12 protein-coding genes, 2 pseudogenes and 1 riboswitch are annotated in these 15617 nt (G+C 68.1%); of the genes and pseudogenes, 6 read left to right on the top strand and 8 right to left on the bottom strand.

The genetic code is table 11. The features are described from left to right. Nucleotides 1-7: 7 nt before the first annotated feature. Entirely contained in the window at nucleotides 8-832 is an 825-nt protein-coding gene (locus HYU53_14135) for an ABC transporter substrate-binding protein (GenBank protein MBI2222331.1), read from the top strand. Nucleotides 833-938: 106 nt separating this feature from the next. On the opposite strand, the gene HYU53_14130 is transcribed toward HYU53_14135, so the two are convergent. The 4 genes from HYU53_14130 to HYU53_14115 are packed head-to-tail and all read right to left on the bottom strand — an operon-like array spanning nucleotide 939 to nucleotide 5936. Further along, nucleotides 939-1862 (bottom strand): ABC transporter substrate-binding protein, encoded by a 924-nt coding sequence (locus HYU53_14130; protein MBI2222330.1) that lies wholly within the window; start codon nucleotides 1860-1862, stop codon nucleotides 939-941. After that, complete coding sequence (locus tag HYU53_14125) at nucleotides 1838-2839, bottom strand: iron ABC transporter permease (GenBank protein ID MBI2222329.1); 1002 nt, start codon at nucleotides 2837-2839, stop codon at nucleotides 1838-1840. Before HYU53_14125 ends, HYU53_14130 begins: the two co-directional genes overlap by 25 nt. Beyond that, nucleotides 2836-3687: an ABC transporter ATP-binding protein gene (locus tag HYU53_14120; protein MBI2222328.1), complete on the bottom strand. Its 852-nt coding sequence runs from the start codon at nucleotides 3685-3687 to the stop codon at nucleotides 2836-2838. Before HYU53_14120 ends, HYU53_14125 begins: the two co-directional genes overlap by 4 nt. An 8-nt stretch (nucleotides 3688-3695) precedes the next feature. Then, complete coding sequence (locus HYU53_14115; protein MBI2222327.1) at nucleotides 3696-5936, bottom strand: TonB-dependent receptor; 2241 nt, start codon at nucleotides 5934-5936, stop codon at nucleotides 3696-3698. 56 nt (nucleotides 5937-5992) lie between these two features. After that, nucleotides 5993-6145, bottom strand: a riboswitch (cobalamin riboswitch). Nucleotides 6146-6215: 70 nt separating this feature from the next. Between HYU53_14115 and HYU53_14110 the strand changes: the two genes are divergently transcribed. The 4 genes from HYU53_14110 to HYU53_14095 all read left to right on the top strand — a co-directional run bounded on the left by HYU53_14110 (nucleotide 6216) and on the right by HYU53_14095 (nucleotide 9685). Then, nucleotides 6216-6713: a YjbQ family protein gene (locus HYU53_14110; GenBank protein ID MBI2222326.1), complete on the top strand. Its 498-nt coding sequence runs from the start codon at nucleotides 6216-6218 to the stop codon at nucleotides 6711-6713. After that, the gene (gene mqnE, locus HYU53_14105; protein MBI2222325.1) at nucleotides 6706-7839 is read left to right on the top strand and encodes an aminofutalosine synthase MqnE; all 1134 of its coding nucleotides are present in this window, start codon (nucleotides 6706-6708) and stop codon (nucleotides 7837-7839) included. The genes HYU53_14110 and mqnE overlap by 8 nt, the downstream gene beginning before the upstream one ends. 84 nt (nucleotides 7840-7923) lie before the next feature. Further along, the gene (nadA, locus tag HYU53_14100; protein ID MBI2222324.1) at nucleotides 7924-9057 is read left to right on the top strand and encodes a quinolinate synthase NadA; all 1134 of its coding nucleotides are present in this window, start codon (nucleotides 7924-7926) and stop codon (nucleotides 9055-9057) included. 25 nt (nucleotides 9058-9082) lie between these two features. Continuing rightward, the gene (locus HYU53_14095; GenBank protein MBI2222323.1) at nucleotides 9083-9685 is read left to right on the top strand and encodes a superoxide dismutase; all 603 of its coding nucleotides are present in this window, start codon (nucleotides 9083-9085) and stop codon (nucleotides 9683-9685) included. A 21-nt stretch (nucleotides 9686-9706) separates the two neighbouring features. Here the strand turns inward: HYU53_14095 and HYU53_14090 are convergent. Beyond that, nucleotides 9707-10039, bottom strand: a pseudogene (locus tag HYU53_14090) (redoxin domain-containing protein). Between the two features lie 400 nt (nucleotides 10040-10439). Between HYU53_14090 and HYU53_14085 the strand changes: the two are divergent. After that, a pseudogene (locus tag HYU53_14085) lies at nucleotides 10440-10556 on the top strand (transposase). Between the two features lie 92 nt (nucleotides 10557-10648). On the opposite strand, the gene HYU53_14080 reads toward HYU53_14085, so the two are convergent. From HYU53_14080 to HYU53_14070, 3 genes are all read right to left on the bottom strand, one after another. Continuing rightward, a complete protein-coding gene (locus HYU53_14080; protein MBI2222322.1) occupies nucleotides 10649-13150 on the bottom strand; it encodes a glucan 1,4-alpha-glucosidase in 2502 nt (833 codons plus the stop codon). A gap of 77 nt (nucleotides 13151-13227) precedes the next feature. Further along, nucleotides 13228-14637, bottom strand: a complete 1410-nt coding sequence (merA, locus tag HYU53_14075; GenBank protein ID MBI2222321.1) for a mercury(II) reductase — start codon at nucleotides 14635-14637, stop codon at nucleotides 13228-13230. Between the two features lie 632 nt (nucleotides 14638-15269). After that, nucleotides 15270-15617 (bottom strand): mercury transporter MerT (locus HYU53_14070; protein MBI2222320.1); only part of this gene is annotated, 348 nt, incomplete at its 5' end.

The raw sequence follows: 15617 nt of genomic DNA, 5'->3' as shown, positions 1-15617 counted from the left end.
CAGGGTCATGAAAATCGTGGTGGCCCACAGCCCTGATTCCGACGACGCGTTCATGTTCTACGGCCTGGCGAGCGGAGCGATCGGATCCGACACGTACGAAATCGGCCAGGTCCTGTCCGACATCGAGTCGCTGAATCGCGCGGCGTTCCAGGGACGCTACGAGGTCACGGCGGTCTCCTTCCACGCGTACGCGCACCTCTTCGACACGTACGCGCTGCTGCCGCACGGCGCGAGCATGGGCGATCGGTACGGCCCCGTGCTCGTGACGCGCCGCGGCGGCCCCTCTTCGCTCGACGGTGTGAAGGTGGCGATCCCGGGCACGCTGACGACCGCGTTTCTCGCCCTGCGCCTGTATCGCCCGGACGTCGAGTACGACGTCATGCCATTCGATGAGATCCAGAACGCGGTGCGCGACGGCCGCGCGCAGGCCGGGCTGCTGATCCACGAGGGGCAGCTTACCTACGCCGAAGAGGGGCTGCAGAAGATCGTGGACCTCGGCGAGTGGTGGGCGGACCGGACCGGCGGGCTGCCGCTGCCGCTCGGCGGAAACGTGATCCGTCGAGACCTCGGGGCGGAGGCGATCCGCGAAGTCTCCCGCCTGCTGCACGACAGCATCGCGTACGCGCTCGCGCACCGGCAGGACGCGGTGACCTACGCGCAGCGGTTCGGGCGCGGCCTCGACACGCAGCGGACCGATCGCTTCGTGGGGATGTACGTCAACGATCTCACGCTGGACTACGGCGACCGCGGCCGCGCGGCGGTGAAGCGCTTGTTCGAGGAGTCGTTCGACAAGGGCCTCATCCCGAAGCGGGTGCCGGTCGAGTTCGTGTGAGACGACGCCGATACACCACGAAGGCCACGAAGAACACGAAGCAGGCCACGACGGGTTCTTTTCGAGGCCGTCGTGTGCTCCTTGGTGCGCTTCGTGGCCTTTGTGGTCAGCGACCGTGCGCCTCGGGATGGATCGCGCGCGCGAGGCGCTCGGCGGCCCGCACCAGCCGCGGGCCGGCGGTGACGAGCTCCTGGCCCGAGAGGACGTGGACGCGCTGGCGGCGCACCGCCGGGAGGCCGGCGAGCGCCGACCACACCTGCGCTTCGCGCGCCGCAGCCGCCTCGCTCAGCACTTCGCCGCCGTGGATCTCCACGATGACCTCCGGCGACCGTCCGAGGACGAGCTCCACCGTGGCCTGCACCGATTCGCGATCGATATCCGCAAAGACATCATCGCCACCGGCAATCTCCACCAGGTCGTGCAGAAAGCCGCGGCCTCCGCTCGCGTAAATCGATCGCAGCGCCCCCTTCTCGCGGCCGAACACCAGCATCACGCGCGGGCGCGGGCGCCCCGCCACGCGCGCCCGCACGGCGTGCAGCCCCGACTCGAGGCTCGCGGCGGCGCGCTCCGCGGACTCTCGCACGCCGAGCCTGACGCCCAGCTCGCGCATCGTCCGCGGCACGTCAGCGACGCCGCCGTGCCGGTACGCGTAGGTGGCAATGCCCGCGCGCTCGAGCTGCCGCCGCAGGTCCTGCTGCGAGCCGTAGATGACGGCCAGCGCCGGGCGCAGCGCGAAGATGCGCTCGAGGTCCGGGTCCAGCAGCCCGCCGACGCGGGCGATCCGGTTCACGTCCGGCGGATACGCATCGAAGCTGGAGACGCCCACCAGGCGATCGCCGGCGCCGATGGCGAAGATCATCTCCGTGACGTTGGGGACGAGGGAGACGACGCGGCGGGGGGCCGGCTGCGCGGATACAGGTACCAGGTACCAGGTACCAGAGGCCAGGTACCCAAAGGCCAGGTACGAAATCGCGACGAGCGTGCCGAGCGAGCGGGCGGCGCGCGCTACCGCTTGGAGATGAGCAGCCACAGGAAGAACGGGCCTCCGATGAGCGCGGTGACAACGCCGACGGGCAGTTCAATCGGCGCGATGATGGTGCGCGCGATGGTGTCGCAGGCCACGAGAAACGCGGCGCCGAACATGGCCGACGCGAGCATCACGACCCGGTGGTCGGCGCCGACCATGAGCCGCACCAGGTGCGGCACGATGATCCCGATAAAGCCGATCGGGCCGCCGATCGACACAGCCGCCCCGGTCGCGAGCGACGCGCTGAAGAACGCGACGCGCTGCGCGCCGGTGACGCTGACGCCGCGGGCCTCGGCGGCATCCGGCCCGAGCGTCAGCACGTTCAGCGCCTTCGGCAGCCACGCGAACGCGAGGCCCGCGATCGCCAGCAGGGGCAGCGCCGCCACGATCGGCTGGTAGCTGCCGACGTCGAGGTCCCCCATCAGCCAGCGAATGGCGCGAAACGCGTCGGCGAAGTCCGCGAAGTACTGGATGAACAGGATCAGCGCGGAGAAGAACGCGTTGAGCGTCACCCCCGCGAGCAGCAGCACGTTGGTGGAGAGGCCGCGGCGCGCGCGCGCGGCCGCCAGCGCGTACACGACCAGGACCGCCACCAGGGAGCCGGCAAAGCTCGCGAGGGGCACGGCGGAGAACGGTCCCGTCGCGACCGTCCAGTGAAACGTGATCGCGAGCATGGCGCCCAGCGCCGCGCCGGAAGACACCCCCAAAGTGAACGGCGTTGCCAGCGGATTTCGCAGCAGCCCCTGGAACACCACGCCCGCGGTGGCGAGCGCCGCGCCGACGACGATGCCGGCGAGGAGGCGCGGAAGCCTGGCGACAAACAGGATCTGCGCGTCAATGTTGCGCTCGAAGGGGATCGACGCGTCGAGCGCGCGCGGCAGGCTCACCTGCACGCTGCCCAGGGTCGGCGCGAGCACGCACACGATCGCGGCAGGCACGCCGAACAGCACGCACACCCGCAGCAGCCGCGCCCGGGTCATGGCCCGCTGCGTCCTCCTGCACGCGCCAGCGGCACCACGACCGGATGACCCGCCCCTTCGTGGGGAACGACCTCCACGTCCACGCCGTACAACTCGCGGACGTGTTCGGGCGTCAGCACGTCGCGCGTCGCGCCGTCGGCCAGGACGCGCCCGTCCCGCAGGAGGACGAGCCGGCTGCACAACGCCGCGGCCAGGTTGAGATCGTGGATCGAGACGATGATGCCGGGGCGGCGCTCGCGGTGAAGCCGGCGCAGCACCGCGAGCACCTCGAGCTGGTAGCCGAGGTCGAGCGACGCGGTGGGCTCATCGAGAAGAAGGTAGGTTGATCCGCCGCCGGGCAGACTGGTTGATCCGCCGGCCTGAAGGCCGGCGGCTACACTCAATTGGGCGAGGGCCGCGGCGATGATCACCCGCTGTTTTTCACCGCCGCTGAGCGACTCGAACGGGCGGCGCTCGAACGCCGCCGTCCCCGTCATCGCGAGCGCCGCGCGCGCGGCGGCAAAGTCGTCCGGCCCTTCGAGCTCGAACGCGCCGAGGTGCGCGTAGCGCCCCATCAGGACCACTTCGAGCACGGAGTAATCGAACGCCAGGCGGGTTTCCTGCGGCACGACGCTCATGCGTTGTGCGATGGCGCGCCGATGGAGCGAGGCGAGCGGCCGCCCGTCGAGCAGCACGCGCCCCGCCTGCGGGCGCACCAGGCCGGCCAGCACCTTCAGGAGCGTCGTCTTGCCGGACCCGTTCGGTCCGAGGATCCCGACAATCTCCCCCGGCGCGGCTCCGATCGTGACGCCCCGGAGCACGGGGGCGCCGCGTTCGTACGCAAAGGAGACGTCGTCGGCTGCGAGCATGGCGTGGCTCAGCGGCCGGGAAACCGCACGCCGACGTACGCGCTGCGGCGCGCGGCGGGAAAGCCGAGCACGTCCTCGTAGCGACGGTCGAAGAGATTGGTGACGCGGCCGAACACCTCGAGCGCGGCCGTCACGCGCCAGCCGCCGCCCGCGTCAACGGATGCATATCCCGGGTTCTCGAAGAGGCCGCCGAACGCGCCCCAGCTCGGATCGACGTCCAGCGTGCGGCCGCGCGCGCCGGCGGTGAGGAATGCGCTCGCCGCGCCGCGCCGCCAGATCGCGTCCGCCCACAGCTGGTGGCGCGGGCGTCGCAGGAGGGCGTCGCCGGGCTTGAACGGCGGCGGCGCGACGCCAAGCCGATCGACGGCGAGAACGTCCGTATCCAGGAAGGTGTAGGACGCCGAGACGCGGATTGATCCACGGGTGCGCCCGCTGACCAGCAACTCCACGCCGCGCGCGCGAGCGTTCGAGATGTTGTCGCTCTGGTAGCGGCTGGCGTCAGCAAGCGACCGGCCGACCGTCACGATGAGATCGGAGTACCGGTTGGCGAACGCGGTCGCCTCGGCCACCAGCAGGCCGCCGGCCAGCGCGTGCTCCACGCCTGCCTCGACGCTCCGCGTGCGCTCCGGTTTCAGTCCCGGGTTGTCCGTGAACGCCAGCTCGAACGCGTCCGGAGGGCGGATGCCGAGCCCCGCGCTGGCGCGCAGGCGGGTCCACTCTCCGTCCTGGTTGGCCGGACGCGCAAACCACGCGGCCGATACACGCGGCGTGACCGCGGTCGTCGTGTCGTCGGGCAGCACCGGCCGCGGAGAGAATGGGTTGGGATCTTCATCGAGCCGCCTGCGTGCGATCCGCTCGACACGCGCGCCGCCGGTGACGACGAGCGCGCCGGCGTCGTACCTCGCTTCGGCGAACGCCGATTCGATGCTGCGTTTCACGGGGATCGTCGCGCCCGTCGACCCGGTGATGAACGTGCTCGTCGCCTCCTCGCGCAGGAACTCGGCGCCGACGGTGGCGTCGAGGGAATCGGCAAGGCGCACGTCGGCGTCGGCGCGAGCCGTCAGCCGGCGCGATGCGGACTCGGACGTCCCGAACGGGCTGTCGAAGTCGCTCTCGAGGCGATACCAGGACGCCCGGACACCCGGGCGAACGCGCGAGAACGCGCGCGCGAGGGAGCCGCCGAGCAGAGCGGCTCGATTCCTGCCGCGCGAGACGCGATCGATGCCGGAGTACGTGCCGCCGGGATCGGAGCCGAAGGGTCCCGGGCTGCCGCGCTCGCTCCGCTCCAGCCGCGACGTGATCTGGGCGCGCGTCACCCCCTCGTGGCGGACGCCGGCGCTCGCGTGCTCGGATGTCCAGTCGTCGTTGCTCACCGTCTCGCCGTTTCGCGCGCCGCCGGTGAAGCCGTCAGACGCGGCGCGGCCGCCGCCCGCCGAGAGCCGCCACGCGCCGATGGGAAACGCGCCGCCCGCGGCGGCCCGTCTCGACTCGCGCGAGCCGGCCTCCGCCGAGGCGTCGAGCAGGCGCCGTGCCTCGGGGCGTGTCACGACCTGCACGACTCCCCCGATCGCCCCGCCGCTCCACAGGGCGCTTTGCGGCCCCCTCACCACCTCCACGCGTTCGACATTCCCGGTCGTGAGATTCCCGAAGTTGAAGCTGCCGCCGAAGGTATTGACCGGCACGCCGTCAATCACCACGGCGGTGAAGTCCGACTCGCCGCCGCGCGAGAAGAGGCTCGTGACCGCGCCCTCGCCGCCGTTGCGCGCCACGGACACCCCGGGCACGCGCCGGAGCGCGCTCGCGACGCTCTCGTGCTGAAAGCTGCGCAGATCCCCGCGCGTGACGACGGTCGTGCTGGCCGGCGTGCGCGAGAGCGGCTGGTCGACGTGCGCCGCCGAGACGACGATGGACTCGCTCACGGCGCTGAGCTGCAGCGTGACGGTCACGGATCGGTCGTCGTGCGCGGCCAGGTCGAGCGCCAGCGGCGCGGCGCGGAACCCCTCCCGCACGACGAGCAGCTCGTACCGATCGGCCGCGAGATCCCGCGCCTCGAACGCGCCGGCCGCATCCGTCGTCGTCGTGGCGACGACCGCGCCCCGTGCGGTGACGAGGACGTGCGCGTGCGCGACCGCCGCGCCGTCGGGGTCGCGGACCGCGCCGCGAATCGACGCGGCGCTCGCGACGCTCGCGATCGAGAACGCCAAGGCAAAAGAAGAAAGGAAAAAGGAAAAACGAGCTGGACGGTGCATGTGCGCCTCCTTCGGCGTGATCTCGCGCCGATCGAGAAGCGCCCCTGACGACCAGGTATCCTGACTTGCGGGGCATTGATCGTTTGGATCAATCGCGGCCGTCCCGCCTTCCCATGCCGATGCACAGTGGCTGCGCGGCTGCATGGCCGCGCCTGGGAGACCGCTGCCCGCTCACAGTGGCGGCACCGTGTGGGATTCACACCCACTTCGCGTGGCCGCGGGGCGGAGAGCCGGTTGAGTTGTCACCGCGAGTATAGCATGGCAGAATCAGGGACTGGCATGACACGGACCTCCACGCCGACGGTGCGTGCGACGCCGGTAACCGACGTCGTCACGGCCGGAGGCCTGCGCATCCACGCCGAGACGTTCTCGTTCGAGTCGCGCGAGCGCATCGAGATCGCGGACGTCACGGAGCGCGTGATGCGGATCGTGCGCGCCGCCGGCATTCGCGAAGGCCTGGCGAGCATCTGGTCCATGCACACGACGCTGTCGGTCTTCGTCAACGAGTCGCAGCCGGCGCTGTTCGCCGACATGAAGCGCTACATCGAGTCGCTGGTCGACCAGACCGAGAAGTGGCAGCACAACGACCCCAGCCACTCGGATTGCGATCGCGCGAACGCCGATTCGCACCTGCGCTCGCTCCTGCTCGGCCACAGCGTGACGCTGCAGATCTCGGGCGGTGAAATCGCGCTCGGGCAGTGGCAGCGCGTCCTGGCGGCGGAACTCGACGGGCCGCGTACTCGCACGATCCGCGTGCAGGTGATGGGCGTTGCATAGCCGCCTGGCAGCCGCCGGCATCCTCGACATCGCGGAGAAGCTCGAGGCGCGCGAGCGGCTGACGCTCGCCGACGGCGTCCGGCTGTTCGAATCGCCCGACCTCCTCGCGGTGGCCTGGCTGGCGAATCGCGAACGCGAGCGGCTGCACGGCGCGCGCGCCTATTACAACCACAACATCCGCATCGAGGCGACCAACGTCTGCGTCGCCAACTGCCTGTTCTGCTCGTTCGCGCGCCTCAAGCCGGGCGACGATCACGCCTACACGATGAGCCTGGAGCAGGCGTGGGAGAAGCTTCGCGTCCGCGCCGACCAGCCGCTCACCGAGATCCACGTGGTCAACGGCCTGCATCCCGACCTGCCGTTCGACTACTACACGGACCTGCTCCGCGGCTTCAAGCGGATCCGCCCCGACATCCACTTGAAATGCTTCACCGCGGTGGAGATCGCGTTTTTCGCGGACCTGTACGGCATGACCGACCAGCGCGTGCTGCGCGAGCTGGCCGACGCCGGGCTGGACTCGCTGCCGGGCGGCGGCGCCGAGATTTTCGCCGAGCGCGTGCGCCGGAAGATCTGCCACGACAAGTGCGACGGGGACCGCTACCTCGCGATCCACCGCCTCGCGCACGGCCTCGGCATGCGGTCGAACGTGACGATGCTCTACGGGCACATCGAGACGATGGAGGAGCGCGTGGATCACATGCTGCGCGCGCGCGCGCTGCAGGACGAGACCGGCGGCTTCCAGGCGTTCATCCCGCTCGCGTTTCATCCCGACAACAACCAGATGCGCAAGCTGCCGGCCCCCTCGGCGTCAGACACCTTGCGCGTGCACGCCGTCGCGCGCCTGGTGTGCGACAACATCCCTCACGTCAAGGCGTTCTGGATCGCCACCGGTGTCGACCTCGCCCAGACGTCGCTCTGGTTCGGCGTGGACGACCTCGACGGCACCGTGCAGGAGGAGCGCATCTACCACATGGCCGGCGCGCGCACGCCCGAGGCGCTGTCCACCGCGGACATCCGCAGGCTCATCCGCGCAGCGGGCCGCGAGCCGGTCGAGCGCGACACCCTCTACAACGTCGTCCGCGGGCCGGAGTACGACGAGACCCCCGTCGCATCTGCGGTACAATAAGAGGTTCCGGGTGGTGTCTGTGGCGCGGACCTTTCCGCCTTCGCGGAAGCTTCGGCCGACCCGCAGCATCCTGGCTGAGAACCAATGGACATCGAGCTCCTGATCGAACACGAGAAAGCCGGCATCGGCGAGCGCCAGCCGCTCCCGCCGCAATACCTCGGCCTTTCGGACGAGGAAATGGACCGGCGCATCGTCGCGGCGCGGGCGAAGCTGGCCTCGCGCGTCGTCATCCTCGGCCACCACTACCAGCGCAGCGAGGTCATCAAGTTCGCCGACTACACCGGCGACTCGTTGAAGCTCGCGCGCGAGGCGGCCACCCGCGGCGAGGCCGAGTTCATCGTCTTCTGCGGCGTGCACTTCATGGCGGAGAGCGCCGACATCATCAGCGCCCCCCGCCAGCGCGTCATCCTGCCGGACCTGGCGGCCGGCTGCTCGATGGCGGACATGGCGGCGCCCGATCAGCTCGAGATGTGCTGGCGCGAGCTGGAGGAGATGGGCATCGACCACGATCGGATCGTGCCGGTGACCTACATCAACTCCAGCGCGGCCATCAAGGCGTTCTGCGGCGGGCGGGGGGGCGTCGTCTGCACGTCGACCAACGCGGCGGGCGTGATGAAGTGGGCGTGGGACCGCGGCGGGAAAGTGCTCATGCTGCCGGACCAGCACCTGGGCCGGAACACGGCGTACAAGATGGGCGTGCCGCTCGATCGGATGGTGGTGTGGGATCCGAACGAAATCTGGGGCGGGCTCACGCCGGAAGCGGTGGCCAACGCGCGCCTGCTGCTCTGGAAGGGGCACTGCTCGGTCCACACGCGCTTTAACACGAGGCAGATCGAAGCGTTCCGCCGGAGGCATCCGGAAGGTCGCGTCATCGTGCACCCGGAGTGCACGTGGGACGTCGTGCAGGCGGCCGACGACAGCGGCTCGACGGAACACATCATCCGCACGGTGAAGAACAGCCCGAAGGGCACGGTGTGGGCGGTGGGCACCGAGATCCATCTGGTGTCGCGCCTGGCGCAGGAAGTGGCGCCGGACAAGGCCGTCGAAACGCTCGATCCGTTCGGCTGTCTCTGCTCGACGATGTTCCGCGTGTCGCCGAATCACCTGCTGTGGGTGCTCGAAGGCCTCGTGGATGGCCGCGTGCACAACGAGATCGTGGTGCCGGAGCCGATCAGGTCGCAGGCGAAGCGTGCGCTCGATCGGATGCTTGAAATTTGAGAATTTGAGGATGGAGGAGCTGCCCGTGCCTTTCGAATTGCCCCCGCTGCCGTACGCGTACAACGCCCTCGAGCCGCACATCGACGAGCAGACGATGCGGATTCATCACGACAAGCATCACGGCACGTACGTGACCAACCTGAACGCCGCGCTGGAAAAGCATCCGCAGCTGTCGGGGAAGTCGGTTGACGACCTGGTGCGCGGCATCAACTCGGTGCCCGAGGACATCCGGACGGCGGTGCGCAACAACGGCGGCGGCCACGTGAACCACACGATGTTCTGGGAAATCATGGCGCCCAACGCGGGCGGCGGGCCGAAGGGCGCGCTGGCCGATGCCATCGACTCGACCTTCGGCGGGTTCGACGCGTTCAAGGACCAGTTCAACAAGGCGGCGCTCGGGCGCTTCGGCAGCGGCTGGGCCTGGCTGGTGGATGCCGGCGGCAAGCTCGCGATCGAGAGCACGCCGAACCAGGACAACCCGATGATGGAGGGGAAGAAGCCCGTCATGGGGCTGGACGTGTGGGAGCACGCCTACTACCTGAAATATCAGAACCGCCGCGCGGACTACTGCGGCGCGTGGTGGAACGTCGTGAATTGGGAGGCGGTCGCGGCGCGCTTCGGGCGGTAGTGACCGCGCCCGGCCTCAAATTCATAGAGCCTCGAGCCAGGCGAGGATTGTCGCGTGGCTCGGAAACTGATCCTGCCGTGTCGCCGCGAACCTCCTCACCACGCGCCTGTCGCGCGCGATCAGGAACGGCGCGGGGCGGGCGATGTTCCAGGCATCGATCCCCACGCGGTGCCACACGCCGTACGCGCGCAGGACGTCGCGCGACTCGTCTATCAGCACGTGGAAGGGCAGCGGGTTGGCGTTGAGGAAATTCACGACGGCGCTCGATTTCTGCGCGACGACTGCAACCGTCGTGACGCCCCGCTCGAGATAGGCCGCGCTGTTGTGTGCAAGAGCGCCGAACTGGCGCCGGCAATTCGGTCACCACGTGCCGCGGTGAAAGGCGAGCAGCACGGGGCCGCGCTGCAGGAACTCCTCGAGCGTGTGAACGACGCCGCGGTTGTCCGGTAACGAAAACGGCGACGCCGCGCGGAACGTCCTCTCGCTCATCTTTTCTGACCCTGACCCTCGTACTACTTTGTCACTTTAACGAATTCCTGCGGGAATCCGCGAGTGATCACTTTTGAGGTCATTGTACTTTTTTCACAGTTCCGCCACGCTGCATCGCAGTGCTGGATCGCACGGCGAGTGCGTGGCTGCGGCGTTTGCTGACCTGGCACCTATCAGGCGTTCCAGCATTTCATCACGCATGCGCTGTGGGACGCCGAATCGCTCTGGAAGCGAGTTCGCGCGGTGGTTCCGGAAGCGCACGGGCATCCTGATTCTCGACGGCACGAGCTTTCCGAAACAGGGCACGGCCTCGGTCGGCGTCGCGCGGCAGTACTGTGGGGCGCGCGGGAAGATCGCGAATTGCCAGGTGGCCGTGACCGTCGCGCTTGGGACGGGCGTCCGGGCCTGGGGGCTGGGCGCGAGGCTTGACCCTGCTTGCAAGATTTGCGGTCTGTCACGGCCACGCAGCTCGATTCATGAACGATTGTTCAGTTCGGCATCGGCCGCGCGCGTTTCAGCGGCATTCACGTCTTCTTCGTCGCCACGCAGCGTCACGACGAAGTCACGACCTTCCCAACGGTCGGCCTCCGGCCAGTAGAACGTGAAGACGAGGTCGCTTCCCGTGTACGCATCTCGCGGGAAGTCAAAGACGTGGACGCCGAAGCCGGTCGGCTCCGTTGGCGTGTCGTGAACTGTTATCCAGCCGTCTGCGCTCCAGTGGACGATAGCGGGCGCGTCGACCTGCAATCGAAGCCGTTCATGCGCCGCGATCGTCGGCACAGGCAAGTTGAAGCGCCAGATCTGGAGCATCGAGCGCTGCTGCTGGCGCACGAAGCGTTCGTACACAGGCTCCACACGCTCGAACGGCTGCCTGTCGCGCTTCGAGCGAAGCAGCATCAAGTACTCGGCATGCGCCCACACGAGCGGCGTGGCCGAGCCGGTGCCCTTCCCGTTTCGTAACCCTCGCTCGGGCACATCGTCCGCATCCCACACTTGCTCGGGAATCATGCCGCCATCGTTCGCGAATCGTTCCATCGCTTCGATGTGCAGGTCTGCCGATCGGCCTGCCGCGAGCTCGTACTGTCCGCGCTCGCCAGTCAGCAATGACCATCCTCGACCGATGCCTGTGCCATCGTACGGCGAACCGTCGGCCTTCTCTCCATATCCGTCGTAGTTGTAGCGATGCCACACCGGGCCAACGCGCGTGTCGACCCGCAACACGGCGTCATAGACGGCCAGCGTCTTGAGCACGTGCGGATCGTTGGCAGCCCGCAGGCCGAAGCGAACCAGGTCGAGGAAGCCGCCGTCGATGACACAGCACTGCGAGATGGAAGGCTGCGCTGACGGTGGCAGATTCTGGATCGGTAGAAACACGCGGCACTCTGCGTCCAAGGGATCGAGCGCCGAGGGAGCGATCGTCGCGATTCGCTCGTAGTGTTCGGGATGGCCGGGCAGGAGCGCGCTACACTGCGTGTACGTCCAGCGCTCGATTTGCGCGTTCCACGCATCAGCAATCTCGCGCAGATACCCCACATCCCGGCGGCCGCCCGACCCGTCCAGGAGCTCGGCCGCGCAGATAAGTGCGGCGACAACTGCCGCGATGGTGGCGGGCGAAAAGCCGCTGTTCTCTTCCCAGCGCTCCTGCTCGGTGACCGGACCGTTCCGGAGCAGATACGCGGCGGCACGGCGCACCATCTCGATCGTCTCGCCGGCCGGAATGGCTCCGAGCGTGGAGAGGCGCCACGCGAGAATGATCGGGTACGACGTTTCATCGAGCTGCACGGCCTGCCAGTACGGGGTGCCATCGAGCCAGAAGTTCTGCGGCCAGTGACCGTCCGCGGCCTGCGTGCGCTCGAGATATCGCAGGATGCGCAGGACCGAGCCGGCGTCGTCGATCGCGAGAAACCCCATGGCCGTCTTGTAGAGATCGCGCGGCCAGACCAGATGGTAGCCGCCCGCGTTGGCGTCCCCGGCCAACTCTCCCCACGGGATCGCGAGTGACGCCACACCGGCGCCGGCGTGCGTCTTGTCCTGATGCATCTGCAGCACCATCGCGCCCGTGCAGAACGTGCGCCCCGCATCCCGCGCTTCGCGGCGGAGATCCGCAAGGCCCGCGCACCAGCGATGCCACTCGCCGGCGTACCGCGCCAGCAGATCGGCGGAGGGTTTATGCGATGACTCCAGCGCAGCGCGACACGCGTCCTCGTCCGTGTGGCCGAAAGCCACGGCCACGCTGAAGTCCCTGTGCTTGCGCAGATCGATCTCGCCCGTCAATGCGACATGGCCGTCGGTCGCCGTGGCGAACGTCCAATCCATCCGGAGATTACCGTGGAGGTCTTGCCAGCCGTCAGAATGGCCCACGAAACCCGCGGACGCCCTACGGAATCCCACCGAAGCGGCAACCGCAGCGACGACCTTGTCCCTCGATGCGACAAGGAATCGATGCGACCCGCAGCCCACAACCCGAGCGGCATTGCCGTAACCGCGGTTGCCGATCTGGGGCGCGAACAGCAGATAGAGCTGATACGAGTTCGCCCGCTCCGTCAGCGGCTCGAAGCGGACCCGCATCACCACCGCGTCCGCGTCGGGGTCGCAGATGATGATCTTCGAGAGGAGGTAATCGCCGCGTGGGTCGACGCTGGCGACGAGGTACGCGGGTGCGCGCTGATCGGCATAGCTGACCGTGTGCCGGAGGTCGCGGCGATCCTCGTGAAAGAACGTCTCGCCGTCGGTCACCAGGAACTGTAGATCGCGCGAGTTGGCGACGTCGACATAGGGATAGAAGATCTCGGTGAGGACGCCCTCGGCAATCGTGAACCAGACGCGGGATCCGTCGGAACGGGCCGTCCCCACGCCTTGCTTGGCGCCAGGTGCCCAGCGGGGCTCGAGGCCGGGCCAGCCGAACGCCTCGCCGTGACCAATGAGGTGAAGCGCGCCTAGCGGTGGGGCGGGTTCAGCGTCGGTATGGACTGGCATGGGCGTTGAGCGCCGCGCGTGTGCGCGGCGTTCCATCTGACGAAAACGTCTGAGGCGCTCTTGCGGTTAGGCGAGAATCACGCCGCGCAGCACGAGAGCTTCTTCACGTCTTTCGTGAAGGTTTGCGCGGCGAGCTTGACGCCTTCCGCTAGGGTGAGATACGGATGGAACGCCGCGGCCAGATCGTCGATGCTGATCCCGTACTTTATCGCCAGCGTCGGTTCCTGAATCATTTCGCCCGCCTCGGTGGCCAGGATATGCGCGCCCACGAGCCGGTTCGTGCGCCGGTCCGCGACCAGCTTGATGAAGCCGCGCGTCTCGCGAGCCGCCAGGGCCCGCGGCACATGCGACAGCGGCAGCTTCGACGTCGCCAGCTCGATGCCCTTGTTTCGCGCCTCCTCTTCCGTGAGTCCGACAGACGCGACCTGTGGGTCGGTAAACGTTACGCGCGGCAGCGCGGAGAGGTCGTAGCGTCGTGAGTTGCCGTTCAGCGCGTTGTCCGCGGCCAGATTGCCGCCGTACGCCGCAACGTAGACGAACATCGGGTCGCCGATGACGTCGCCGGCCGCATACACTTCGGACCGTGACGTCTGCAAGTGTTCGTTCACCCGGATTTCACCCTTCTTGCCAAGCTCGACGCCCGCTTCTTCAAGGCCGAAGCCGCGCGTGTTCGCGCGCCGGCCTGTGGCGACGAGCAGTTGCTCGGCTGTGAACGTCTCCGCACGTCCGTCCGTCGTGGCCTCCACGGTGTATCCACCACTGGCGCGGCTGACGCGACCAATCGACAATCCGGTTCGGACCTCAAGTCCTTCCTCGCGCAGGTAACCGGCGAGCGCCGTGCCGATCTCGCCATCTTCCGCCGGCACGAGCGTCGGCATCGCCTCGAGCACGGTGACACACGTGCCGAGCCGCGCGTAGAGTTGCGCGATCTCGAGGCCGACGGCACTACCACCGATCACGATTATCGAGACCGGGCGCTTCGTGAGGGCCAGCGCTTCGGTGCTCGTCAAGGAGCCAGCGTCGGCCAGTCCGGGGATTGGCGGTGCCCACGGCGACGCGCCCGTTGTGACGATGAGGCGTCCCGGCTTCAGTACTTCGCCGTCGACGGTGATCGACAAGTCGCGGTTGACCATGCCGCGGCCCTGGCACAAGGTAACGTTCGGGTACGCGGAAAGCACGTCCCAGTACTTCTCCTGGCGCAGTGCGGTCACGAGCGCATCCTTTTGCGCCATCACTTTTGGAAACTCGGGCGCCCGCGCCGCTGTGCGCACGCCGTCGAACGGATGATGCGCGGCGCGACGCTGAACTTCCGCGGCGCGGATCAGCGTTTTCGACGGCACGCATCCAACGTTCACGCAGGTGCCCCCCAGCGTGCTGCCTTCCATGAGCGTGACGCGCGCGCCGAGATCGGCCGCACGGATCGATGCGGCAAATCCGGCCGATCCCCCGCCGAGCACGATGACGTCGGGCGTACGGCCGGATGACAGGTGCGGCGCACTCGGCCGTGACGCCTTGGAGTTCGGCCGCTCGACAACCGACGCCCGGTAGCCGGCCTGCTCGACCGCATCCACGAGCGCACATCAGTGAGCGCCCGCTGGATCGTCACCGCGCAGTGATCGCAGGTCATGCCCTCAATGGCAAGCTCCACTCTGTGCTTTTCCATCTCCGTGATACTCCTCCTCCGTGATGCTCCTCGCAGGTACAGGCGGGCACACATGCACACCTCACCAAGCCGATCGGCTCGCGAAGTGCTCGCCCCGTCGTGACGTCGGCGGCAAAAGCTGGGCCACCAGCCCCACGTGGCGACGGACCATCGTTCTGCGTGCGCTGAGGTCGAGGCGCTGCAACCGCTTTACGTTTTGTTCTTCCCGCTTTTCGGCGCCTCGGTTTTGAATCCCGTTGCCTTTGTGATGGCGTTCGCAATCGCCTCGGCGTTGGTCTTCGAGGGATCGAACTTCACGTCGGCCGTGCGTGTGTCAAGGTCACGACCTGTGTGCTGCTTGCGGGTTTCTGATTCTGCGCGAGAGTCGTCGTCAGTAGTCCGGCACCTGCCAAGGTCACGACGAATACCGCTGTCACAACACCTATCGTTCGCATGTCTGTCCTCCTCAACGGGAATCTAAACCAGCCACTTCACGTAATAAGGGAACGTCGCCAGCAAGCCGACCACCACGACCGCCACCCACAGGACGATCTTCGCGGTTCGCCGCGAGGAAGGCGCGCAGCTTCCGTCCGCACAGGTTGCCGGCTCGCGACGGTACGTGGTCACGAACGCCATGCCCAGCAAGATGACCGTCAGTCCGAGAAACCACGGCCGATATGGCTCTAGGCGCGTACTGGCCGCGCCAAGGGCGCCCGCGCCGATGGCTGCGGCCACCACCGGCCCGATGCAGCACACGGACGCTGCCACCGCTGCCACCACTGATCCAACAACCGCTTTCATAGTCGAAACCCTCCCAACGCGTGT

The organism is Acidobacteriota bacterium, from assembly GCA_016184105.1.
Lineage (GTDB): Bacteria > Acidobacteriota > Vicinamibacteria > Vicinamibacterales > 2-12-FULL-66-21 > JACPDI01.
The sequence above is the reverse complement of the archived record's forward strand: the minus strand, read 5'-3'. Positions and strand labels throughout refer to the sequence as shown.